The organism is Paenibacillus fonticola DSM 21315 (assembly GCF_000381905.1).
GTDB lineage: Bacteria > Bacillota > Bacilli > Paenibacillales > Paenibacillaceae > Fontibacillus > Fontibacillus fonticola.
On sequence record NZ_KB907266.1, the window covers coordinates 19,648 to 43,022 of the forward strand.

The 23,375-nt window shown below is 49.3% G+C and carries 18 protein-coding genes and 2 pseudogenes; 15 read left to right on the top strand and 5 right to left on the bottom strand.

All coding sequences use genetic code 11. From position 1 onward, the window contains the following. Positions 1–101: 101 nt before the first annotated feature. The 8 genes from G358_RS0120250 (at position 102) to G358_RS0120285 (ending at position 9,511) form a co-directional block, all read left to right on the top strand. On the top strand, positions 102–461 hold the full coding sequence (locus tag G358_RS0120250) for an Asp23/Gls24 family envelope stress response protein (protein ID WP_019639082.1): 360 nt from the start codon (positions 102–104) through the stop codon (positions 459–461). A gap of 27 nt (positions 462–488) precedes the next feature. After that, on the top strand, positions 489–2,258 hold the full coding sequence (locus G358_RS0120255) for a DAK2 domain-containing protein (RefSeq protein WP_019639083.1): 1,770 nt from the start codon (positions 489–491) through the stop codon (positions 2,256–2,258). Positions 2,259–2,301: 43 nt separating this feature from the next. Further along, a complete protein-coding gene (locus tag G358_RS0120260; protein ID WP_019639084.1) occupies positions 2,302–3,171 on the top strand; it encodes a DegV family protein in 870 nt (289 codons plus the stop codon). A 14-nt stretch (positions 3,172–3,185) separates the two neighbouring features. Next, positions 3,186–5,237, top strand: a complete 2,052-nt coding sequence (gene recG / locus G358_RS0120265) for an ATP-dependent DNA helicase RecG (protein ID WP_019639085.1) — start codon at positions 3,186–3,188, stop codon at positions 5,235–5,237. Between the two features lie 380 nt (positions 5,238–5,617). Then, a complete protein-coding gene (murQ, locus tag G358_RS0120270; RefSeq protein ID WP_019639086.1) occupies positions 5,618–6,511 on the top strand; it encodes an N-acetylmuramic acid 6-phosphate etherase in 894 nt (297 codons plus the stop codon). Positions 6,512–6,716: 205 nt separating this feature from the next. Continuing rightward, positions 6,717–8,192 (top strand): PTS transporter subunit EIIC, encoded by a 1,476-nt coding sequence (locus tag G358_RS0120275; RefSeq protein WP_019639087.1) that lies wholly within the window; start codon positions 6,717–6,719, stop codon positions 8,190–8,192. Positions 8,193–8,221: 29 nt separating this feature from the next. Then, on the top strand, positions 8,222–9,067 hold the full coding sequence (locus G358_RS0120280; protein ID WP_019639088.1) for a MurR/RpiR family transcriptional regulator: 846 nt from the start codon (positions 8,222–8,224) through the stop codon (positions 9,065–9,067). Positions 9,068–9,223: 156 nt separating this feature from the next. Continuing rightward, on the top strand, positions 9,224–9,511 hold the full coding sequence (locus tag G358_RS0120285; protein WP_019639089.1) for a stage VI sporulation protein F: 288 nt from the start codon (positions 9,224–9,226) through the stop codon (positions 9,509–9,511). Between the two features lie 317 nt (positions 9,512–9,828). Here G358_RS0120285 and G358_RS31360 read toward each other — a convergent pair. The 5 genes and pseudogenes from G358_RS31360 to G358_RS30550 form a co-directional block, all read right to left on the bottom strand. Next, a pseudogene (locus tag G358_RS31360) lies at positions 9,829–10,344 on the bottom strand (GrpB family protein). Between the two features lie 407 nt (positions 10,345–10,751). Continuing rightward, a pseudogene (locus G358_RS32530) lies at positions 10,752–11,276 on the bottom strand (IS1595 family transposase); the annotation flags it as partial. A 323-nt stretch (positions 11,277–11,599) separates the two neighbouring features. Further along, the gene (locus G358_RS0120300; protein ID WP_019639092.1) at positions 11,600–11,947 is read right to left on the bottom strand and encodes a YolD-like family protein; all 348 of its coding nucleotides are present in this window, start codon (positions 11,945–11,947) and stop codon (positions 11,600–11,602) included. Beyond that, positions 11,944–13,215, bottom strand: coding sequence for a DNA polymerase IV (locus G358_RS0120305; RefSeq protein WP_019639093.1), 1,272 nt, complete (start codon positions 13,213–13,215; stop codon positions 11,944–11,946). The genes G358_RS0120300 and G358_RS0120305 overlap by 4 nt, the downstream gene beginning before the upstream one ends. Continuing rightward, the gene (locus G358_RS30550) at positions 13,212–13,580 is read right to left on the bottom strand and encodes a YhjD family protein (protein WP_019639094.1); all 369 of its coding nucleotides are present in this window, start codon (positions 13,578–13,580) and stop codon (positions 13,212–13,214) included. Before G358_RS30550 ends, G358_RS0120305 begins: the two co-directional genes overlap by 4 nt. 739 nt (positions 13,581–14,319) lie before the next feature. Here G358_RS30550 and G358_RS0120320 point away from each other — a divergent pair. From G358_RS0120320 to G358_RS0120355, 7 genes are all read left to right on the top strand, one after another. After that, entirely contained in the window at positions 14,320–16,545 is a 2,226-nt protein-coding gene (locus tag G358_RS0120320) for a glycoside hydrolase family 5 protein (protein ID WP_019639095.1), read from the top strand. Between the two features lie 36 nt (positions 16,546–16,581). Further along, the gene (locus G358_RS0120325; protein WP_019639096.1) at positions 16,582–17,775 is read left to right on the top strand and encodes a HEAT repeat domain-containing protein; all 1,194 of its coding nucleotides are present in this window, start codon (positions 16,582–16,584) and stop codon (positions 17,773–17,775) included. Between the two features lie 43 nt (positions 17,776–17,818). Then, on the top strand, positions 17,819–19,195 hold the full coding sequence (locus G358_RS0120330) for a glycosyltransferase family 2 protein (RefSeq protein WP_019639097.1): 1,377 nt from the start codon (positions 17,819–17,821) through the stop codon (positions 19,193–19,195). Between the two features lie 254 nt (positions 19,196–19,449). Then, complete coding sequence (locus G358_RS0120340) at positions 19,450–20,259, top strand: response regulator transcription factor (RefSeq protein WP_019639099.1); 810 nt, start codon at positions 19,450–19,452, stop codon at positions 20,257–20,259. A 45-nt stretch (positions 20,260–20,304) separates the two neighbouring features. After that, the gene (locus tag G358_RS0120345; protein ID WP_019639100.1) at positions 20,305–21,669 is read left to right on the top strand and encodes a nucleotide sugar dehydrogenase; all 1,365 of its coding nucleotides are present in this window, start codon (positions 20,305–20,307) and stop codon (positions 21,667–21,669) included. A gap of 36 nt (positions 21,670–21,705) precedes the next feature. Further along, on the top strand, positions 21,706–22,656 hold the full coding sequence (locus G358_RS0120350; protein WP_019639101.1) for a hypothetical protein: 951 nt from the start codon (positions 21,706–21,708) through the stop codon (positions 22,654–22,656). A 130-nt stretch (positions 22,657–22,786) separates the two neighbouring features. Then, on the top strand, positions 22,787–23,290 hold the full coding sequence (locus tag G358_RS0120355; protein WP_019639102.1) for a Crp/Fnr family transcriptional regulator: 504 nt from the start codon (positions 22,787–22,789) through the stop codon (positions 23,288–23,290). Positions 23,291–23,375: the final 85 nt, after the last annotated feature.

Consider the following 23,375-nt stretch of genomic DNA (forward strand, 5'->3'; position numbering starts at 1 on the left):
TTATTTCTAGCTACATTGCTCTTCTTTTATTTATTTCTCTTACTTCTTATAGTACAATGTTGATTAGTCCATAATAATTTCAGGAAGGAGCAGATGCGGGTATGGCTATTAAATTGAATACCGATTATGGAGACATTACAATTTCGGATGAAGCGATAGCGATCATTGCCGGATCAGCGGCCATGGAATGTTATGGATTGGTTGGAATGGCAAGTCGCAAACAGTTAAAGGACGGCTTTGCCGAGTTGATTGGGCGGGAGAATCTTGCCCGTGGTGTGGAAGTTAACCTGGAGAATAATGAATTGTCAATTCATCTTCATATTATAGTTAGTTATGGCACGAAAATTTCCGAGGTTGCACACAACATACAACAAAAAGTGAAATATGTACTAACTGAAGTCGTTGGACTTGAAGTAGCGTATGTCAATATCTCGGTTCAAGGCGTACGTGTATCAAGCTAGGAAGTAAGCTAGGAAGGGGAATTTTCATTGAGTAAGCGTTCTCTAAATGGAACAGATTTTGCCGCCATGGTACTGGCCGGGGCGGAGAGGCTTCACCAGCATGCCGAACACGTCAATTCCCTTAACGTGTTCCCGGTACCCGATGGAGATACCGGAACGAATATGAATTTGACGATGACCGCAGGCGTGTCCGAGTTGAAAAACAACGGCGCAGGAGGCGTAGGCAGCAGAGCAGGCGTACTGTCCAAAGGATTGCTAATGGGGGCACGGGGGAACTCGGGCGTTATTTTGTCCCAGCTATTCCGCGGCTTTGCAAGGTATGCCGCTTCCTATGAGGAACTGAACACAATCCATTTTGCCGCTGCACTGCAAAGCGGTGTCGATACCGCCTATAAGGCCGTTGTGAAACCGGTAGAAGGCACCATACTTACTGTTGCCAAGGAAGCGGCCAAGCACGCCGTATTCTATGCCAGACGAACAACGGATATTACGGAGCTGATGACAGAGGTTCTAGCCAAGGCAAAAGAGGCGTTGGCTCATACGCCCGAGCTGCTGCCTGTTCTTAAGCAGGTGGGAGTAGTAGATTCCGGCGGGCAAGGACTTGTCTATATTTATGAGGGATTTTTGCAAGTCTTGACTGACGGGACCGTCCCGGCCGCAATACCGGCAGAGGGACAAGCTGTTTCATCGGCTGCAAAGCCAGCTTCTACTGGTTTGAAAATTACACCAGAAGCGCCAATTTCAGCACAGTCCAGGCTGGAGACCGAGGATATTGAGTTTTTGTACGATATGGAGTTTTTCATTAACCGTACGCTTGGTGAGGCCAAAAACACGCCATTTGACGAAAATCAGTTCCGGACAGCGCTGTCTATAAATGGAGATTCAATCATTGTTATCGCAGACGATGAAGTAATTAAAGTACATGTTCATTCTAAAGCGCCTGGTGAAGTTTTGAATCTCGCTTTGCGCTATGGAGAAATTACGCAAATTCACATTCTGAACATGCGTGAGCAGCATCGTGAGCTGTTGTCTGCAGGTATGGATGCTGCTCCGATGCCGGAGCTGTTCGCGGACATTCCGGCCGAGAGTCTGCGGCAGGCAGACCGGGCGGAAATGCCGGCGGATGAGCTGGCGCCTTACGGTTTCATTGCCGTAGCTTCGGGCGAAGGGATAGCGGATATTTTTACAAGCCTTGGTGTAGATGTCGTCTTGTCCGGCGGACAAACGATGAATCCGAGCACGGAGGATTTCGTCAAAGCGATTCAATCCATCTCGGCCCAGCATGTGTTTGTGCTGCCGAACAACTCCAACATCGTGCTCGCAGCCCAGCAAGCGCGTGATCTTCTGGAAGGGGAACGCGAAGTAACCGTCATCCCAAGCAAGAGCATACCGCAAGGCATTGCAGCGGCGTTTGCGTTTCAGGAGGACGAGAGCGTTGATGCGAACCGGGAAAGCATGTTAGATGCCGTACACCATGTGAAGACAGGACAGGTTACTTATGCTGTCAGAGATACCGTATTCGATGATCTGGAAATTACAGCCGGGCATTATATCGGGATAGCAGATTCCACAATTGTGGCAACGGAACCCGGGTTGTTGGAAACCAGTCAGGAGCTGATCGCCAAAATGCTGGAAGGCGGCGACGAGATTGTTACGATCCTCGTTGGAGAGGAAGCCGCTTCGGATATGACGGATAGGCTAGTAACCTGGATTCATGAAACTTATCCGGACGTCGAGGTGGAGATCCACAGCGGCGGACAGCCGATATATTATTATTTGTTTTCTGTAGAAGCCTGATCATGTACTGGAAATGAATGAGAGTCGAAAGGGTGGGGAGCTCATGGGGCAGGTTGTTATCGTTGCGGATAGTACGGCGGATATACCTAAAGCTACAGTCGTGGAATACGGCATTCATATTGTACCTATGCGTCTTACGATTGGGGAGGAATCTTTTCTAGAAGGGATCGATATCAGCGCGGACGAGTTCTACGAGAAGTTGACGAAGTCGCGTGAACTGCCGAAGAGCTCGCAGACTTCCCCTTCCCAATATGCCGAGGTATACCGCAGCTTACTGGATCAGCATCCGGGTTCGCCGATTGTATCGATTCATATTTCTTCCGGTATGAGTGGAACGTACCAGTCAGCGCTGCTGGCCAAGACGATGCTGGAGGAAGAGGCGGGAACCGAGCTCGATATTACGGTCATCGACTCTTTATGCGCTTCATACGGCTTCGGACTGCAGGTGGTTGAAGCTGCCAGATTGTCCCGCAAGGGAGCGTCTGTAGAGGAAATTAAAGCTGAGGTGGAGCGCCTGGGTCAGAGCCGCAGACTGTATTTCCTGGTTGATACTTTGGAGTATTTGCAAAAGGGCGGCCGGATCGGGAAAGCGGCAGCTATTCTTGGCACATTGCTTAACATTAAGCCGATTCTGTCTGTGGATCAGGAAGGCATTATTTATGCAGTGGACAAGGCGAGAGGCCGGAAGAAGGCCGTATCCCGGGTGATTGAGTTATTCGTTAATGATTTTAAAGATCATAAAGATTTGAATGTAGCGGTTTGCGACGGCGTGAACCCGGAGCTCGCGCAGGAATTTGTGGAGTTGCTGTCCCAGCACTTCACGCTGCATGAGGTTGTTCGTACGGACATCGGCGCAGTCGTAGGTTCACATACCGGTCCCGGTGTCGTAGCTATATTCGTATGGCCGGCTTGAAGCGAGGGATTTAAATGAATTTGAATTTGCATGAAATTCCAGTTAAGCAAGTTAGCGGCGTGAGTGCTCTCAAAGAAGGGGAGCTTCACGCCTTTGGCATCTTTACGGTAAACGATATGATTGAATACTATCCGTTTCGATATGAGGACTATCGGCTGCGTTCATTGTTCGAGGTGAAGGACGGGGAGAAAATTACAGTCCAGGCCAAAATTATCGGTTTGCCGGTATTGCAGCGTTATGGCCGGAAATCCAGGCTGACGTGTAAAATGGTGGCGGAGGACTGGATGTTTACGGCGACCTGGTTCAACCGTCATTTTCTGAAGGAGCAGCTGACAGCAGGACGGGAAATCGTACTGACGGGAAAATGGGATCAGCGCCGCAGTCAATTGACGGTGTCGGAATCAGAGTTTCCCGACCGCGGCACGCTGCGCAGCGGAAGTCTCCAGCCGGTTTATTCCGTAGGAGGCAAAATTACGCAGGCATGGATGCGCAAGACGATTGGACAGGCTCTGCAGCAATACGGGGAAATGATCCCGGAAATTTTGCCGCCCGAGCTGCTGCGTGAATACGGGCTGATGCCGAGGCGGCAAGCGGTTTGGCGTATTCACCAGCCCCAGGATAGCGATGAAGGACAGCAGGCCCGGCGCAGGATGGTGTATGAGGAGCTGTTTCTGTTTCAGCTGAAGCTGCAGGCGTACCGCGCCATGAACCATGAGCGGATGGATGGGGTCAGCCATGAGGTTGATAACGCGACGATTCGCGAATTTGTGCGCAGCCTTCCCTTCGAGTTGACGGATGCCCAAAAAAAAGTCGAGCTGGAAATATTGCAGGACATGCGTGCTCCATTTTGCATGAATCGCCTGCTGCAAGGGGATGTCGGCTCCGGCAAAACGGTCGTGGCGGCGATCGCCCTGTATGCCGCGGTCAAATCAGGGCATCAAGGCGCTTTTATGGTGCCGACGGAAATTTTGGCAGAGCAGCATATGCGTTCGTTAAGCCGGCTCTTTGAGCCTTTCGGCATAACCGTTGGGCTGTTGACCGGAAGTGTGACCGGGCGCAAGCGCAAGGATTTGGTGGCGTCGCTGCAAATGGGTTTAACCGATATTGTTGTAGGGACCCATGCGCTTATTCAGGAGGATGTCTTTTTCCGGTCACTCAGTCTGGTCGTTACAGATGAACAGCATCGCTTTGGGGTGAATCAGCGCAGCATATTGCGGCGGAAAGGATTTAATCCCGATGTATTGACGATGACGGCTACGCCGATTCCCCGGACCTTGGCGATTACCGCCTTCGGCGATATGGATGTGTCTACGCTGTCCGAGCGGCCTAAGGGGCGCAAGCCGATTTCGACCTATTGGGTGAAGCATCATATGATGGACCGGGTGCTTGGCTTCATTCAGCGTGAAGTGTCTGCAGGCCGGCAGGCCTACTTGATCTGTCCATTGATCGAGGAATCGGACAAGCTGGATGTGCAAAATGCGATCGACCTGCACGTATCGATGCAGCAGGCTTTTCCGCACTTCAAGGTCGGCCTGCTGCACGGACGGATGACCGCGGCCGAGAAGGATGAGGTCATGCGGGCGTTCTACGACAATGAGGTGCAGCTGCTCGTCTCGACGACCGTGGTCGAGGTCGGGGTGGACGTGCCGAATGCGACGCTGATGATCGTCATGGACGCGGACCGCTTCGGCCTGTCGCAGCTCCATCAGCTGCGCGGCCGGGTGGGTCGGGGGGAGCACGCTTCGTACTGCGTGCTCATCGCCGAGCCGAAGTCGGAGGTCGGTCAGGAACGGATGAAGGTCATGACCGAGACGGACGACGGCTTCGAAGTGGCTCGCCGGGACCTGGAGCTGCGCGGTCCCGGGGATTTTTTCGGCACCAAGCAGAGCGGGGTGCCGGAATTCCGAATCGCGGACATGGTCAGCGATTTTGCGGTGCTGGAGGCGGCGCGGGACGATGCCGCCCGCCTGGTCCGCGACGCGTCCTTTTGGACGTCGCCGCAGTATGAGCCGCTGCGCGGGTACTTGCAGCGGGAGCAGGTTTTTCAGGGTGAATTGATCGATTAGATGAGCGAAAATGCCTTTCACAAGCGTCTTGTAGCTTGGGGAAGGCATTTTTATATTTGGGCAATTCACCGAGGGGACAGAGCGCGAGAACCGGGATGCTAAGGTGCTAAGGTGCTAAGGTGCTGAGGTGCTGAGGTGCTGGGATGCCGAAATCATGAAACCATGTAATGTTGAAATACTGAAATACTGAAATATTGAAATATTGAAATGCTTGAAATGCTTGAAATGCTTGAAATGCTGTAAGTAAGGCGAGCAAGAAAATGACATTGAAATATTATTTTAATAATAATATTATATATTGAAATTATATATCAAAGGGTATATAATGACGGTGAAGAAAGCGATTCCAAAATTAACGCATATAGCGAGGAGGCTGGCAGATGTTAGACAAATTGACAACAGAGACGCGGAATGAACGGACGATGCATCTCGATCGAATGGATACATCCGAGCTGCTTGCGGTAATGAATGAGGAAGATGCAAAGGTTGCTGAAGCAGTCCGGCAGCAAATTCCGCAAATCGCTGAAGCTGTTCGCGCTATTACAGACGCCCTGCGCAGCGGCGGCCGGCTCATTTATATGGGTGCTGGCACGAGTGGGAGAATCGGCCTGCTGGATGCCGTGGAATGCCCGCCTACTTTCGGCACTTCGCCGGATCAGGTCATAGGCCTAATCGCCGGGGGCAGCAATGCTTTTATTAAGGCCGTTGAAGGGGCGGAGGATCGCCAGGAGCTTGGGGCCCAGGATTTGCAGCGTCTGCAGCTTACTAGCAGTGACGCTGTAGTCGGCTTGGCGGCCAGCGGCCGGACACCCTATGTTATTGGCGGTCTTGCCTATGCCAAGGAGGCAGGGGCGGTAACGATTAGCGTCAGCTGCAACAAAGAGGCGTTGATCAGCTCGATAGCGGATATTGCGATTGAAGTGGAGAACGGCCCAGAAGTGCTTACCGGCTCGACCCGGCTGAAAGCGGGAACATCGCAGAAGCTCGTCTGCAATATGCTGTCGACCGCATCTATGATTGGACTCGGTAAAGTATACGGCAATCTGATGGTCGATGTTCAGCCCTCTAATGAGAAGCTGGTGGAGCGGGCAAAACGGATCGTTATGGAGGCGACCGGATGCGATTTCACCACTGCTGAGCAGACGCTGGAGCTGGCTGAACATAAAGCGAAGCCGGCGATTTTAATGATATTGACAGGCTGCTCGTATGCGGAGGCGACAGAGAAGTTGAAGCGGACAGAAGGCTTTATCAGTCCGGCTGTAGGCGAACTGTAACTGTAAATATCGGCTGCTAGAATGCTGCAGGTACAGTAGTTGAAATGCAGTTGTAAGCAGAGTTGTAAGCAGAGTTGTAAGCAGAGTTGTAAGCAGAGTTGTAAGTGAAATTGTTATTGAAATTGTAAGTGAAGCTGTATGTCCAGCTGTAAGTGTAAATGAAGTTCTCTGAGCTATTCCCACAATGATAAGGGAGGTTAAGCAGATGACGCAAACGAACAAATATGCAGTGTTGGCAGAAGAAATACTCGATTATATCGGGGGGGCCGGCAATGTCAGGCAGTTTACGAATTGCATGACCAGGCTCCGCATCAGTATTTTGGATCACGGCCTGATTAACGAGGCTGCTCTGAAGGAGACAGAAGGCGTGCTTGGTGTAGTCAATGATGAGACTTATCAGGTCATTCTTGGACCGGGGGTTGTAAACAAGGTAGCAGAGCAATTTGGCAAGCTCCTTCAGCAGCCGCAAGGCCAGAAAACACCCGACCAGGGTTTGTCCGGCGGGAAGAGTAGCGAAGCGTCTGCCGCCCAGGGCAGTGAGGACATTAAGACGGTATTGAAAAACAAAAATAATACTCCCTTTAAAAATTTTCTGCGCAAAATAGGCAGTATCTTTATCCCGCTCATCCCGGCGCTGGTCGGTGCTGGGATTATTAACGGTATCGCCGGACTGATGAACAATCTTATTACTTCAGGCAACGAGGCTGCCTGGCTCGTTACGCTGCAGCCAATTCTGAGCGTCATCGGCTCCGCCTTCTTCGGATACTTGACGATCTTCGCCGGCATTAATGCGGCTAAAGAATTTGGCGGGACACCGTCTTTGGGCGGGGCAGTTGCCGCTATTATCGTCGCGCCTGCTGTGACCAAAATCAGTTACACATATCCATTTTTCGGCGAAATCAGCTTGAATGCCGGACAGGGCGGAATAATTGGGGCGATTTTGGCCGCAGGACTTGTCTGTGTAGTCGAGCGATTTATCCGCAAGCGTGTTCCCGCTTCGATCGATATCATTGTGACGCCTACGCTTTCTTTGCTTATCGTTGGATTGTTAACGGTATTTCTGCTTATGCCGGTTACGGGAATTATTTCCCAAGGAATCGGTACAGTAACGACATGGCTGCTGGCTCATGGCGGGCCATTATCCGGGTTCGTGTTGGCCTCCTTGTTTTTACCGCTCGTTATGTTCGGTCTGCATCAGGCACTTATTCCAATTCATGCCGAGCTGATCAATCAGGTAGGCTATACGGCACTGCTGCCTATTCTGGCTATGGCTGGCGCGGGTCAGGTAGGTTCTGCAATAGCGATTTACATTAAGCTGAAGCATAATACAAAGCTGCGCAATTTGATCAAGGGGGCGCTGCCCGTCGGATTTCTCGGTATAGGAGAGCCGCTGATCTACGGCGTCAGTCTCCCGCTGGGGCGCCCGTTTATTACGGCTTGTCTTGGCGGAGGCTTTGGCGGTGCGCTGCTGGGATTGTTCGCAATGTCGGAACGGTTCATCGGCTCTGTCGCAATCGGGCCTTCGGGTCTCGTTCTGATTCCATTAATGAAGGGACCGATGGATTTTGGAATGACTGTGCTGGCTTATTTGGCTGGATTGGTCATGTCTTATACCGCTGGATTTCTGCTTACTTATTTCTTCGGTTTTACAAAGCAGATGCTTGTAGAGCATAATAAGTAAGAGTGATTCATGGACAGGGGAGATGAAGTATGACGGGAAGCATTGTAGTGCAAATCGAGGCTGTGCTGCCGCAGCTGCCGGAGTCCGAGCGAAAAGCCGCTCAGTATATTTTGGATAAGCCTGAACAGGTTTCCAAATTGAGCATTCATGCGTTGGCGGAACAAGCAGGAACGAGCGCGGCTGCGATTACCCGTCTATGCCGTTCCCTTGGCTTAAGCGGGTTCCCGGATTTAAAGGTACGGCTGTCGGTCGACAACGCTAAACCGCAAAAGCCCGGTTACTATGATATTGAGCATAATGAAGCGGTGCACAATGTAATTCAGAAAACTGTGGCAAACAGCTTGCAGGCTATTCAGGATACGGTGCTGCATTTGCAGCCGGAGCAGATTGAGCAAGTGGTCGAGCAGTTTCGGAAAGCGCCGGTGATTTATATGTACGGTGTCGGGGCGTCCGGGATTGTTGCTGCCGATGCGGCGCAGAAATGGCTGCGCCTTGGCAAGCAGGCTTCCGCACTGGGGGATGGGCATCTACTTGCGGCGGCACTGGCCAGTGCTCCGCCCGAAGCGCTATTTATGGGCGTCTCCTACAGCGGCAATACGAAGGAAGTCGTCCAGCTGTTCCGCGTGGCGAGACAGTACGGAGTGCGCAGCATCGGCCTATCCCGCTTCGGGAATCATAAAGTGTCGGAATTGGCTGATACGATGCTGTTTACGCCGCTTGCCCCGGAAGCGACTTTGCGCAGCGGAGCTACGGGCTCGCGATTGGCTCAGCTCGTTGTAATCGATATTTTATTTTTTGCATATGCTTCAAGGCAGTATGAGGAGACTATTGCGAAGCTCGGACGTACTCATGAGGCGATTTCATTCCTGAAATAACAGGGTTACGGTCGTATTGGGAAACATGAGTGAGAGCGGTTAAACGGGCTTCCCGATGCGGGGCATATTTTCCGGCGCCTGAATTGTGGCAACATGTACATCCTATCCGTCATATATTAATGAGGATCAGCATGTGACGGGAGGTGTAGTACAGCTTTGAGTTATCAGCACTACGGCATTAGTCCGCAGCTGGTGGAGCGGGTTAAACTTAAAATGAAAAACCCGGTCATCAAAGAACGTATTAAGGGCTTGGTTGATGGGCTTACCAAAGCGGATCTGCAAGATCGGGCGAAGGTGAAGCGGCTTGTTAAATCGGCAGCCTCGGTGTTGAATGAGCGCTTGACCGGCCAGCAAGAGGAGCAAATGGTACAGTTCGTTATTGCGCAGAAAATCGACCCCCGCAACACGCTTCATTTGCTTAAGCTGTGGGGAATGTTCAGGTAAGCAGATGCAACAGCAAGACTCAAAGTAAGAGACGTCAGGAGGAAAAACCGTTCGCCCAGGGGCGAACGGTTTCTTCACATTTTGCGGCGCTTTATTGTCCCCTATATTAATAGGCAAAGGGAGTGAGAAGCAACTGGACCTATGACAGGCAACCTTTTGTTGGGCGGCCCACATAGGTTATTTACATCTAATCAAGTAGAAGCTGGAATTTTAAAATTAAGGCTATGTTAAATTCAACTGTTGATAACTGACCATAATAAAGCCGCCTGGTAAATAGGCGGCTTTATTGAGCTATCGCTTCCTGTTAGTGGAATAAATTAGTATTTTTTGTTTTTTATAAACCAAGCAAGAGCAAGTTGCTTCATTTCCATTACAAACGCCTTCTTGCTGGGCTATATTCGTTTGTGTTTTCAAAATGTTGGGTTAATTCTTCCTTAAATCGACTGTATCTCAAAACCTCTTCAGGATGCTTTTAAATAGTCTCTAAATACGAGATGCCGTTCGATTCGGGGGTTATTAATTTCATAGAAATGGATGTGGTGAGTTCTGTTCTCTCCACCTTTGCGGAATAACCTTCTTCCTGGGATACCCCAATCTCCAGCAACATCATAATTAAGAGAACGCATTTTGTCGTTAAACAAATCAATTTTACTGATGCTTGTTACAATACACATCATATCAATTACAGGTTTGGCTTTCATTCCAGGAACCGATGTGCTTCCAAAATGCTCAAATCGTACGATCTCATCGTTAAATATGGTTTTCAGAAAATTAGCTTCCTCGTGAAAAAGCCTAATCCAATCTTCACTGAATTCACTTAACCTAACCTTCATAACTGCCTCCTTACTTGTATTATAATAGTTCAACTTATATAAATGGATTCGTAGTATTTAATTTCTGCGAAAAAGAAGGGAAAATAAATTTAAATGTATCAGATGTCCTTAAAAGTAGGGAGGCTTCCTATCATGGGCTGGATCCTTGATATTAGTGCATAGAATCCATCTAATCCCCTGAAACATTCGTTTAGAGCATAATTAGATACATGAATTCCATTTATTGCGCGACAACTTGGTCTATGCATCTTAGTGTGCGGCATCTAAATATAAGACAGCTTGTTGAGCAACAGCGACCTTTTGAACATTTACGCACTTACCCCATTACCCACATCCATTATTACTAGTTCAACTTATATAGATTAAAGTAATATATTTCGCATGATGTTATAGAACCGTCTGTTAGTTTAACAAGAATAAGCAGAAAGCCGAAGTTTGGTGTTTGTGTCGGTCACAGTAAACAGGCATGATTTGACCAACATATTTTTCTTATTCGATGCGGTATTTTCATATTCCTTGCTGTCTACGTAACGAAACCAAGCCAAATAATGTTGCAAATATTTAGTTGCAACACCGTTAAAGCGATCCATCCACTTTTTCAAGCGGCTGTGGTAGCTGTTGACGTTTTGGATATGGTACACGCCTTTCACACGTTGTTTTCCATCGGACTTGAATCGGAAATGAGCTAATCCTTTAGCATTCGCATAGGAACTGAATGCTCTCCATGAATCAGTACAGAGCACGTTTGAGTCGGATAAATGACCACCAATTACCTCATTCAATTTCGTTGTGCGAATACGCCCACGTCCAAGAACGCCAGAGTACGTCATTTTCTGGCGGTCACGAGCAACGAGTACACACACTTGGTCATAACTGATACCACGATACTTGGCTTTTCCACCACGTTTACGTGGCTTGCGTTCAGTGATATTAGGGCAAATCATCTCCGAACAGTGATATTACCCTTGTTGTTCGTAGTTATCAAATATCAACAACAAAGTTTAACCAAGCCAAAATTAAAAAGGTTGCTGGAGGGCCTTACGGCAGCTAAATCCCACATAGGTGAGGAGGCAGGATATCCTATATTGATTTTCTCAAAACAGGGTATAGCTCAAGGCATAGCTCACCGAATGTTCCACAGCACGGCTCAGGATATGGTCTCTGCAGCATGGCGATTCAGGTAGCCCACGGCCTAGAGCCGATCCAGATTATAGTTCAGAGGGGACGTCTCGGGGTACCGGGCTTGAAGTAGTAGTCAGAAATCTCTAAATTGCAATTGCGCGCCGATAATATCCGTTATGCTCACCCAAAATACATCATGGCCCTGGATGAGCCTGATTTTTTTTCGCTGCTGGTCTATTTTCGTCACGATGCCTTTTAATTCTGTTTCATTAAATTGTCCAAATACAAGCAGCGTCACCTCTTGGCCGTACAGCATCGATTCGGCGATGATGCGCGAAAGGCGGTCCGCCTCCTGCTCATCGATTTGCGGCCGTTCTTTCTTGCCTGCAGTTTTCTCTCGAAGGATGTGAGCCTCCTTATGCTGGGGAAGCATCATGCGGCTTGATTCCCATAACCCATTGTTTGTAAGCTTTTTACTCATTTGTAGTGCCCTCCAATTTTCTGTGCCCGTTCATTCGCTTGACCTGATGCGGTTAAAGAGGAGGCTCTTATGATAGCTGCACTGCCGAAACGATCTTTAATTTCATCGGTCGCCTTATCCAAGGCCCTGTACTTTATCTGATCCTCGAAAAGGGTCAATTGGTAATGGCTATCTGACGCCAGGCTGCTCAGTGCGATGCCTGCCCGGCGCACGGGCAAGCCGTTCCAATGGCGGTAGAATAGCGCTTTGGCCGCTTCATATACGGTATTCGTATGGTGCGTCGGGTCCGGCAGCTTCATCTGCCGGGAGAAGCCGATTCGTGCGTCGTAAGGGCTGCACAGGCAGCTGACTGCAACGACCTGGCCCATATATCCCTTGCGCCGGCAATCCCGGCACACCTCCTCTACAAGCTCCAGTAAAATCGTGTCGATCTCGTCAGGCTCGGCATAATCCCTCGGCAGGGTCATCATATGGCTGACCGATTTCGGGGCGGCCTCAAACGTTCGCGGCGTAACCGGAGAATTATCGAGGCCGTTCGCCGTTCGCCACATGATTTCCGCCTGGATGTCGCTCTGCTTCCCAAAACGGGCGCGGAACTTATCCTTCAGGAGCGGCAGCGGCGTTCTGGCGACATCTCCAATCCGGTACATCCCGAGCCGGGTAAAATGAGCTGCCATGCGCGAGCCGACGCCGAACATTTTGTGAATCGGCTCGGGCCAAAGCACGGAGGGGACGTTGGCAGGGGGGAGCGTGTACAGCCCGCTCGGATTTTTCTTCGCCCAAATGTCGGTTGCCAGCTTAGCAAGCATTTTGTTGGAGCTGATGCCGATTCGTACCCATACTCCGGTTTGCTTCAGCACTTTCTGCTGAATCGACCTGGCCATCGCCAAAGGATCGCCGTTAAATAAATGAAGGCTTCCCGATACGTCAAGAAATTGCTCGTCGATCGAAAAAATTTCTACCAAATCCGTATACTCCTTATAGATTTCCGTAATCATCAGGGATACATTGATGTAATGCTGCATCCTCGGGCGTATGACTACGAGCTCAGGACATTTCCTGATCGCCTCCCCTAATCGCTCCGCTGTCGTCACTCCAAAGCTTTTCGCGATCGGGCAAGCCGCCAGAATAATCCCTGAACGGCGGGCCGGATCTCCGGCAACGGCGACCGGCTTGTTCTTGCAACCGGGGTGATCCGCCTTCTCGATGCTGGCGTAGAAGCTCTGGCAATCTGCCAGGAAGATCGTTCTTTCGTGTGCGTGTTTCATCTAGGTGCCTCCCACAGCTTCATAAAAAGAATCATAAGCTCCGCTTTAACCAAGCTTCTCAGCATTTTGAAATGATGAATATAACCTCGAACCTTATACTCCACCTCAACGCCCAGCGCGTCCATCGTCGTAGCAAGGATTTGGATGCGCTGCTGCCTCATTTTGGCCCTCAGAGCTTTCAATTCACGATGAATCAGATCCTCGACGCCTTTTAGATAAAAAATAACCAGATTGTAGATCATTTTATTCTGGTGCCTGCTGAGTTCAGCGATATCCCTTGCCAGCATATCCAGCAAAATAGGCAGCAAGGTGTACTCTTTGATGATTTGAATATCCTCTTCTGTCTCGAATGTTGGGTTAGTCATGATATCACACCACCATAATGCGAACGTATATTCGTTTTATTTATTATATACCGAACGTAAGTTCGTTATGCAAGTGAATTTTCTGGAAAATGGCTCGTTTATTTAAGTAAAGATGATTCCTTTATATTAAGTAAAATGTAATATATTGGATTTAAAAACAAAAAATTATATAGGTAAGAAGTCATTTGCGGGACCAAGCAGGCTGGCAAGAAAATTTCTCTTGAAGTAGGAAGGCAACCATTAAGCCTAATATAGGACCAGCGTACGTTTTTTAGAAGGGTTCCACAATTTGGCAAAACGCTCGAAAGCCGCATGGTTAGGCGATTTTTTAGCGAGACTTTGGTATCAATTTTGTAACCTTTATGGAAACGGGTGTAAAAATAGAACGAAACTTCGCAATAAGTTGTGCGTCTAATATGAGCGAACAGCAGGAGCACTGGGCTCTGATGAAAACAGCAACTTGGAAACATAGCAAGGTATTGCTTTATTTTCAAGTTGTTTTCATGCCGATGCAGGACGAAGTAATTTAAAGGTTTTAATGTAATAAACAGGCAATTAGGTGCTGGAAGTCTCTAAACTACACAAGGAAGGCCCAGATGCAAAACGCTTCTATTAGCCTAGTTACTTTATTCGAGTACTTGGTTAATGATAGAGGTAATACGAGGAGTGGAGGTGTGAGGGGACCGTACTGTAAATCGCCTGCATACAAAAAAATAGCGAGGTGACAAGCGTAAAACCGATGACAACGTTAGCGCGAAAACGGCTGATAGTTTTACTTGTACTTGGCGGTATTTTTATCGCCGGGGGCATTTACCTCATCGCTTGGAATTTCCCGCCGTCCCACATCACATTCGAGGCTTCGGACGGTGCGAAAATCAAATTCCAAACATCAGGTGACCGCTTTATGAAGTATAAAGGTGACGGTAAATGGCAGGAAATTTTTGTAAAAGGCGTGAATTTAGGGGCTACGGTTCCTGGACATTTTCCGGGAGAATTCCCGATTACAGAACAAGATTATATGCGCTGGTTCAAACAAATTGATGACATGGGTGCAAACGTCATACGTATTTATACTGTTCACAACCCGGTGTTCTATACGTCTTTAGTTAAATACAACAAGGATAAGGGAGACGACCCGCTGTACTTCATCCAGGGCATTTGGTCGCCGGAGGAGCAGTTGATCGAGCTTAAGGATGCGTACAACCCGGGAATCAAGGAGACATTCCACAAGGAAATCGAAAAAGCGGTGAAAGCCGTATATGGAGATTTGAAAGTACCAGTTCATCCGGGAGCCTCGGGAGGAAAGTACCGGGCGAATGCAGGACCTTATTTGATGGCCTGGCATATCGGCACGGAGTGGGATCCCGAGATGGTTGACAATACGAACAAGCTGTATGCCTCAACGGAGCCTTATCAGGGCAAGCATTTCTCGGCGCTGGATAAAGCTAGCCCGTTCGAGAGCTGGCTGGCCGAGCTGATCGATCAAACGGCGGAGCTGGAATCCTCTTACGGCTGGCAGCATCCGATGACCTTCACGAACTGGGTCACGACGGACGTGCTTGAGCATCCCGGCGAGCCTCTGTTTGAAGAGGATTTAGCCAGCGTGGATGCGACGCATATCGAGCCGGTGGATTGGGAAGCCGGGTATTTCGCTGCCTATCACGTCTACCCGTATTATCCGGATTTCTTCCATCTGGACAAGACGCTGGAAACGATCCCGGATGGAAACGGCGGGTTCAATACGTATAAGGCTTATTTACGGCAGTTAAAGGAGCACTACAAGGATATCCCGGTCATGGTTACCGAGTACGGCGTACCTGCGTCCTTGGGCGTATCGCATATCGGTCCCGGGGGACGGAATCAGGGGGGGCACAGCGATGCCGAAAAGGCTGAAATCGACGTATCCTTGACCAAGGACATTTACGATGAGGGCTATTCCGGCGCCATATTGTTCATGTGGCAGGATGAATGGTTCAAGAAGACGTGGAATACGATGCGCTTTGAAATTCCCGAGGACCGCCGTTCTTATTGGCTGAATGTCCTGACGAACGAGAAACTGTTTGGCATCGTCGCCATGGGTCCGGGCAAGGAGGACGATATTATCATCGACGGCCGGTTGAACGACTGGGATGCTTTGCCGGAAGGGGAAGTGAAGTACTGGGACAAACCCGCTCCCGGCATAGAGCGGTTCCGCGTGACCCATGACGAGGCTTATGTTTATGTGGGGCTTACGCTAAGTGAAGACTTTGATCCGGAAACCCGGCAAATATACCTTGGGACGCATACGCAAGAAGGAGGGGACGAGCCGGTCACGGAACTTCCCGGAATTAAGCTGAGCGATGGTCTGGAAGGCTTAGTCATCGTCGGGCGGGATGAAGAGACGGAAGTGAGGATAGCACCGAGCTATGACTTCCATCAGCGTCTTTATGGGCGGTATGGCTATTGGATGCTGGATGATCCGGCAGAGGAGCAGCAAGTGCAGTTTCAGCCTTGGAAACTTGCTGTCAGCCTGACGATGTCACCGCCGGATACGAGGTTAAGTCAGCCTTTTAAGGATATGACGGTAGGCAAGCTGGTGCGTGGAATTTCAGATCGCCAAAGTGACAACTTTAACTCGCTGACTTCATGGCAATATAGCGGCAGAGAAGTGGAGCTGCGTATTCCGTGGATGCTGCTCGGCTTCGCGGACCCAAGCTCACTTCAGGTGATTGATTATGGACCGCTGAAGAAAGACCGCACGTTCACAACGACGCAAAGCGAAGGGATTACCTTCGTCCCCTGGGTCAAGGACCGTCAAAGCCAGAAAGTATTCGGACCAGGAAGTGATGGACCCGCCGATTTTGCGGAGCAGCCCAAATATACTTGGTCGCCTTGGGAAACTGTAAATTACACCGAGAATTTGAAATCCGGCTATTATGCCCTGAAAGAGTATTACGAAAGCTTGCCGGATCATGAGCCTGAATAGTCCGGTGTCTGGTATATAGAAGGAGGAATGTTCTTTATGTACACGCATCTTACCTTGGCTATTTATTTCATTTACGTATGCCTGGGATTGATCGGGATTGGCATTGCACTCTTATTCACATTACGGCTCAGCCATTTGAATAAAGAGAAAAAGAGCAAGTACTATTTGCAGAAGCATCAGGATTATTTCAAGTTTATTCAAACGCATTTGAACGGCACGGCAGCGCTGCCGCTTCCGCCCGGTAAGCTGAAGGAATTGGAGTGGCGGGTCATTCAGCAGAAATGCATCGAATGGATCGGCCAGTTCAAGGGCGATTATCGCGAGAAGCTGGTAAGGCTATGTTATGAGGCAGGCTTTGTGCGCGAAGATATTAAGCTGCTCGACAGCTTGTTCTACGGACGGCGTATTGCCGCTGCTTACCGGCTTGGCGGAATGCGGGCGGCCGAGGCTGTTCCCCGGCTGCTGAAGATGCTGGAAAGTGAAAAGTACACGCCGCTTACGATCGTTGTAGCCCGTGCGGTGGCCAAAAGCGCTGAGCAGGAGGAGCAGTTAAAAGAAATGCTGCAGCATTTGCTCCGTCACGGTAAACCAATTCACAATATGGCTGCGGACATTGTGATGGAGTCGCAGCTGGATGCCAGCCGGCTGCTGCTTAAGCTGCTGGATGACGAAAATCCGGATCTGGTCAAGGTTGCCCTTGTAGCGATGTGGGGGCAGGCGATACCGGAAGTAGTGCCTTCCTTGGATCGCTTGGTTGGCGCCGAACAGACAGATGTCCGGGCCGAAGCGGTGAGGCTCTATTTGAGTTCCAACCCGGTGTTGAAAGATGACACGATCAAGAGCCTGATGGCTGACAAAGACTGGGAAGTCCGGGCCGCCGTAGCCAAATCTCTCGGCTCCCTGCATGCTGCAGGAAGTATCCCGCTGCTGCGCAGCGCCCTTAAGGATGCGAACTGGTGGGTGAGAAACAACAGTGCCGAAAGCTTGACCAAGCTGGGAGAGACCGGTTTTGAAGTGCTCTGTCAAGTCGCGATGAATGGATCGGGAGTCGAGCGTGAGACCGCGATGTACCATATTGAGAGAGCGATGCAGCAGAACAATGAACACGAGAAACTCGACCAAATGGTCGCCTATAACAAAAAAAAGCTGCTGTACGAACGGTATTTCGGCGTCGCCGAAAAAAGGCCGATTCGTCAGGTCGCAGCGGTCGGAGGCGATTACACTGCTTAGAGATATTTTACTTATTTACGGTCTGTTTGCTATTTATTACGTGATGACGGTAAATACGATTTATTTTACGATTTTGACTTTTTCATTCCGTAACATTATGACGATATTTCGCAGATCGGCGTATTCGAAATATAACACGCTTTCCGGCTCGGAGCTTGTACCCTCGGTGTCCTTGCTGGTGCCAGCCTTTAACGAAGAGCTTACGGTAATCGAAAATGTGAAATGCTTGCTGACCTTGAATTATCCGACCTATGAAGTGATTGTCATTAACGACGGTTCCAGTGACAATACGTTAGAGGTATTGCGGGAGGAGTTCGGTCTGGAGCCGCTTCCGAATCCGGAAATGCGCAACTCTATCGACTGTCAGCCGATTCGTGCGGTCTATCATAATCCTCAGTATCCCCATTTGTTTGTAATAGATAAGCCGAACGGCGGTAAAGCGGACTCTTTGAACGCGGGTATTAATTTGTCTCACTATCCGCTCATTTCTTCGATCGATGCCGATTCATTGCTGGAAAAGGATGCACTGATCAGAATGGCCCGAATGTATATGGAGAATCCGGAGGAGACGGTAGCTATCGGCGGCGATGTGCGGATTGCTAACGGCTGTCTGATCGAGAATGGCGCGGTTAAGGAAGTATCGCTGCCCCGTAAAATGTGGCCGATGTTCCAGGCTGTGGAATATTTGAAGGCATTTCTTGGCGGGCGTATCGGCTGGAGTGCCATTAATGGGCTGATTATCGTATCTGGAGCGTTCGGGATGTTCCGCAAGGACTATGTCATCGCCGTAGGGGGATACCGCGGAGGCTATCCGGGCGAGGACATGAACATTATTATCAAGCTGCATCGTTACATGCTGGAGAACAAGCTGAAATACCGGGTTGCTTTTTGCCCGGAAGCGGTATGCTGGACGCAAGCGCCAGACTCCTACCGTATTTTGTCCAACCAGCGGAAGCGCTGGGGACGCGGTAACCTGAAGAACATGATTGAGAATTACGATATGGCCTTTAATCCGAAATACAGGGTGATGGGGCTGCTGACAATGCCTTATAACATTATTTTCGAAGCGCTCAATCCTTATTTCAAAATTACCGGATTGCTCGCACTGGTCGGGTATACACTGCTGGATATGACGAACTGGAAAATACTCGTGGTGTTTGGACTGATCAACATTTTGAGCGGTTATCTGCTCAGTATTGGCGCCTTGTTTTTGGAGGAGCTCGCCTTCAAGAGATTTACGAAGGTGTCCGACCTAGCCCGTCTGCTGCTCTTCTCCGCATTGAAATTTTTCGGGTATGCCCAGCTTGGCGGGTTGTGGCGGATTCAAGGCCACATTCAATATTTGCGCAACAACAATTCCTGGGGCACAATGACCCGGACGAGCTGGAAAGAAGAGAGCAAAGCAGCGAAGACGGCGTAAGGAAGATCAGCGGGGACTCACGCTGATAAGCAGGACTAGTGCTGACCAGCAGAACCTAACGCTAACGAGCAGGACCTGATGCCGATCAACAAAGCCTGTGCTGGCCGACAGGATCTGGCGCTAATCAACAAAGCCTGCGCTAACCAGCAGAAACTGGCGCTAATCCGCAGCAGACAGGAAGGGAGTTGATGAAGGTCAGAACAATGAAATAAAGCAGCTGAACAATCCAAATAAAAGAAAGGCGGGAATCAATCATGCCGAATACGGCAGCACTGCAAACTGAAATTGAGCAATCCAATTTATATGTAACGATCATACAAAAGGTGAAGGAGTCTGCCCATGAGGCAAACGGGGTTCTATTCATTTATTCTGTAAACGCTCCGTCTTATCTGGAATCGCAAATTAGCGGGATTTTGGAATCCCAGCCTGGCGTAACTTTTGCCATGTGGAGCGGCCATCAGCCTGGGAGCATAGCCGTTTTGCTGCCAGGGCAAACACTTGACACGGTTCATTTTCAAGGCTTGCTGCTAAAGCAGCGGATTCAAGAGATTAACGGAGACCTGGAGCTTCACATGGCGTTGTCGAGCTTTCCCGAGCAAGGCGAGCTGAATGAGCAGCTGCTGAAACAAATGGAAGAGTCCGCAAAGCTAAGCCCGGCCGGAGACATCCATATTTTCACCAAAGAAGAATTCCAGCCGTCACAAACCCGCATTCTTATCGTGGAAGGCGATGCCACCGTAAGGGAGTTCTTGCAAATCAGACTACAGATGCAGGGGTATGAGACGGCCGTGACGGATAATGGGATTTCTGCGCTGGAGCTCATTGAGAGCTGGAACCCTGACCTGGTGCTGACGGAATTGAACCTGTATGGGATTGATGGTCTGCCTTATATTCATCATATACAGCAGCTTAATGTCAAAACTGTCCCGAAAATCGTTGTATTGACCGAGCAGCGGGTAGAGCAAACCATTAGTTTATGCTTCAAGAGCGGCATAGACGATTATATTACAAAGCCTTTCTCGCCGGTTGAACTGGACGCACGGATTCGACGTTGCATTCACTGAACAGAAAAACACTCATAATAGATAAATAAATGGAGGTTGAAACCTGTGAATAAACAATACCGTGATTTATTGAAAGCTATCGAATCGAAAGAAGCCGTGCTGTGTGTCGTAGGTTTGGGATATGTCGGGCTCCCGCTGGCTGTGGAAATGGTCAAGCAAGGATTTAAAGTCGTAGGCATTGATCTGGATTCCAGAAAAATCGATAAAATTTCTCGCGGGGAATCTTATATTCATGATATCTCTTCAGATACGTTAAACGAAGTCGTCAAGTCGGGACGCTTTTATGCTACGACAGATTATGCCGCTCTGCGGGATGTGGACGCGATCAGCATCTGCGTACCGACGCCGCTCAGTGAAAATCAGGATCCAGACACCTCTTACATCGTAAGAGTAGTAGAAAACATTAAACGCTATATGAAAAAAGGAATTTTGATAACGCTCGAAAGCACGACCTATCCTGGGACGACAGAAGAGCTCATTCAACGTGAGCTGGAGAGCCTGGGCCATGTTGTGGGCGAGGATTTCTTTCTCTGCTTCTCACCGGAACGGGTAGACCCGTCCAATGCTAGATTCAATACGTTTAATACACCGAAAGTGATCGGCGGGACGACGGAGGCTTGCCTTGGTCTTGGCGTCGCTGTATACAGCCGATATGTCGAGACGGTTGTTCCCGTATCTTCGCCGAAGGTTGCTGAAATGTCCAAACTTCTGGAAAATACATTCCGCAGTGTAAACATTGCTTTTGTTAATGAAATGGCCTTGATGTGCGATCGGATGGGCATCGATGTATGGGAAGTGATCGATGCTGCGAAGACGAAGCCATTCGGCTTCATGCCGTTCTACCCGGGACCGGGAATCGGCGGGCATTGCATCCCGCTGGATCCGATGTACCTGTCGTGGAAAGCAAAAGGGTTCCGCTTCTACAGTCAGTTTATTGAACTCGCTCAATCAACAAATGATAATATGCCTTACTATGTAGTGAACAAGACATCAAAAATTTTGAATGAGTATGCAAAATCTATTAAAAAATCGAACATTCTTATTCTCGGTATGGCTTATAAACCGGATATTAGCGATCTTCGGGAGTCGCCGGGTCTTGAAGTATATGAACTTTATAAAGACAGCGGTGCGCAGGTCGAATATTATGATCCGTTCGCTACCAGCTTTAGAGACAAAGCAGGAGTTACTATTCAAAGCGTAGCATACGACCTGGACAAATTTAAAACTTATGATTGCATGGTGCTGGTGACGAATCATACGAATTTGGATTACAGTGCCATTGCTGGACTCGGGGTTCCTATTCTGGATACCCGTAATGCATTTAAGGAATTCCAGTTGCCGCATGTGTACAAAATCGGCCATTCCGTACAGCATGTAAATGAACAGGAAGAGGTGCTGATCGTAGGATAAAAAGAGATTTTTATAGAAGGAAGGAGTGGGGAGGAGATGGATCTCAAGGCATTTTATACAAAATATAAAGGACTTGTGATTATGTCATTAGGAGTAGCTGCCCTGCTTGCCATACTGTTTATTGTTGTACTCCGTCCTTCTGTAACCGAATCGAAGGCGACCTGGCTGTGGGACAGCCAGCAGGTTGTGCATCATACGGACGATATTATTGAGTTTGCCAAACAGCAAGGGGTTGTGACCATATTTCTGCAAATTGGAAATGGCGTAACCGAGTCGTCGTACCGGCATTTTGTAGCGGCTGCAAGCAAGGCAGACATGGAGGTTCATGCCTTGGACGGACATCCCGAATGGGCGCTGCGTGAGCAGCGCAGGGAGGCTGCCGAATTTCTGAATTGGGTGAAGAAGTACAATAGGGAGTCTAAGCCTGAGGAGAGGTTCGCCGGTGTTCAATTGGACGTAGAGCCTTATTTGTTAAAAGGCTGGAGTACCGAGCAGGCCTCGATCGTTGAACAGTGGATGGAGAGCGCGCGGGTTTGGGTGGAGAACGCGGAACGTGATCAACTCACCATAGGAGCCGCAGTGCCGTTTTGGCTCGACGGGGTTGAGCACGAGGAGCTCGGCGAAGGCAACGATTTGAGGCGGTGGATGGTCGATAAGTTTGATTATGTGGCCATTATGGCCTACCGCGATTCTGCCGAAGCGATTTACAATGTGTCGCGTACAACGCTGGAGGAAGCGGACAAGCAAAAAAAGCAGGTGTGGGTCGGAGTTGAACTGGGCCAGAGTACGGAGGGACCGGGAGTATCCTTCCACGAACAATCGCTGTCATCCGTACACCAGGAAATAAATAAGCTGATTCCGCTCGTGAACAGGCATTCCTCCTTTGAAGGCGTGGCCGTTCATAACTATGAAGCATGGCGAACTAAGCAGGAAACCAAGGTTGCCCATAAAGAAGAGGAAGCGTCTTCGGACGGCCAGTCCAAATAGCTTTACTAATAAAAAGCCCAGCGCCTGTCGGTGCTGGGCTTGCTGGTGGTATGAAACTTTTTTAGGGAATGATTTTTTTTGTTATAATCATCTATATAAGCTGTGTACCAAACGAAATGGAGCGATTCCGATGATTTTGCATAAAGGTGAGATTTTATTTCGCCAGGGAGATGACGGCAAGTATTTATACCATATTAAGAGCGGATTGTTCAAGGTAACCCGCCTGCACGAAAATGGAAATATGGTCCTTTTTAATATTTTGTATCCTGGCGAAACCGTGCCTCATCACTCCCTGATCTCTCCGAAGGAAATCCACGGTACGGCTGTGGCGCTTATTCGCAGCGAGGTGGAAGTCATATCCGCCCAGGAGTGGTACCGTGAGCTGGAGGACAATCCTAAAAAGCCGCTTGAGGTAGCCCGCCTCCTTCAGGAGAAGGTACGTTTCATGCAGGAGCGCCTCGATCACCTGACCGTAGGAACGCCTAGCGAACGGCTGGAGCTGCTGCAAAAATGGCTGAGTCATCACGCAAACGGGATGCCTCTTACGGACTATTTAACTCAGGAGGAGATAGGACAACTAATCGGCATCCGGCGTGAGACGGTCAATCGGCTGCTGCGCGGGCAGCACACTTAAGTCAGCTCTTTAGGTGAAGTGCCTTACGTTTAAAGTAAGACCTATAGGTTAAAGTAATCCATAAGTGCCTATAGATTTAACCTAG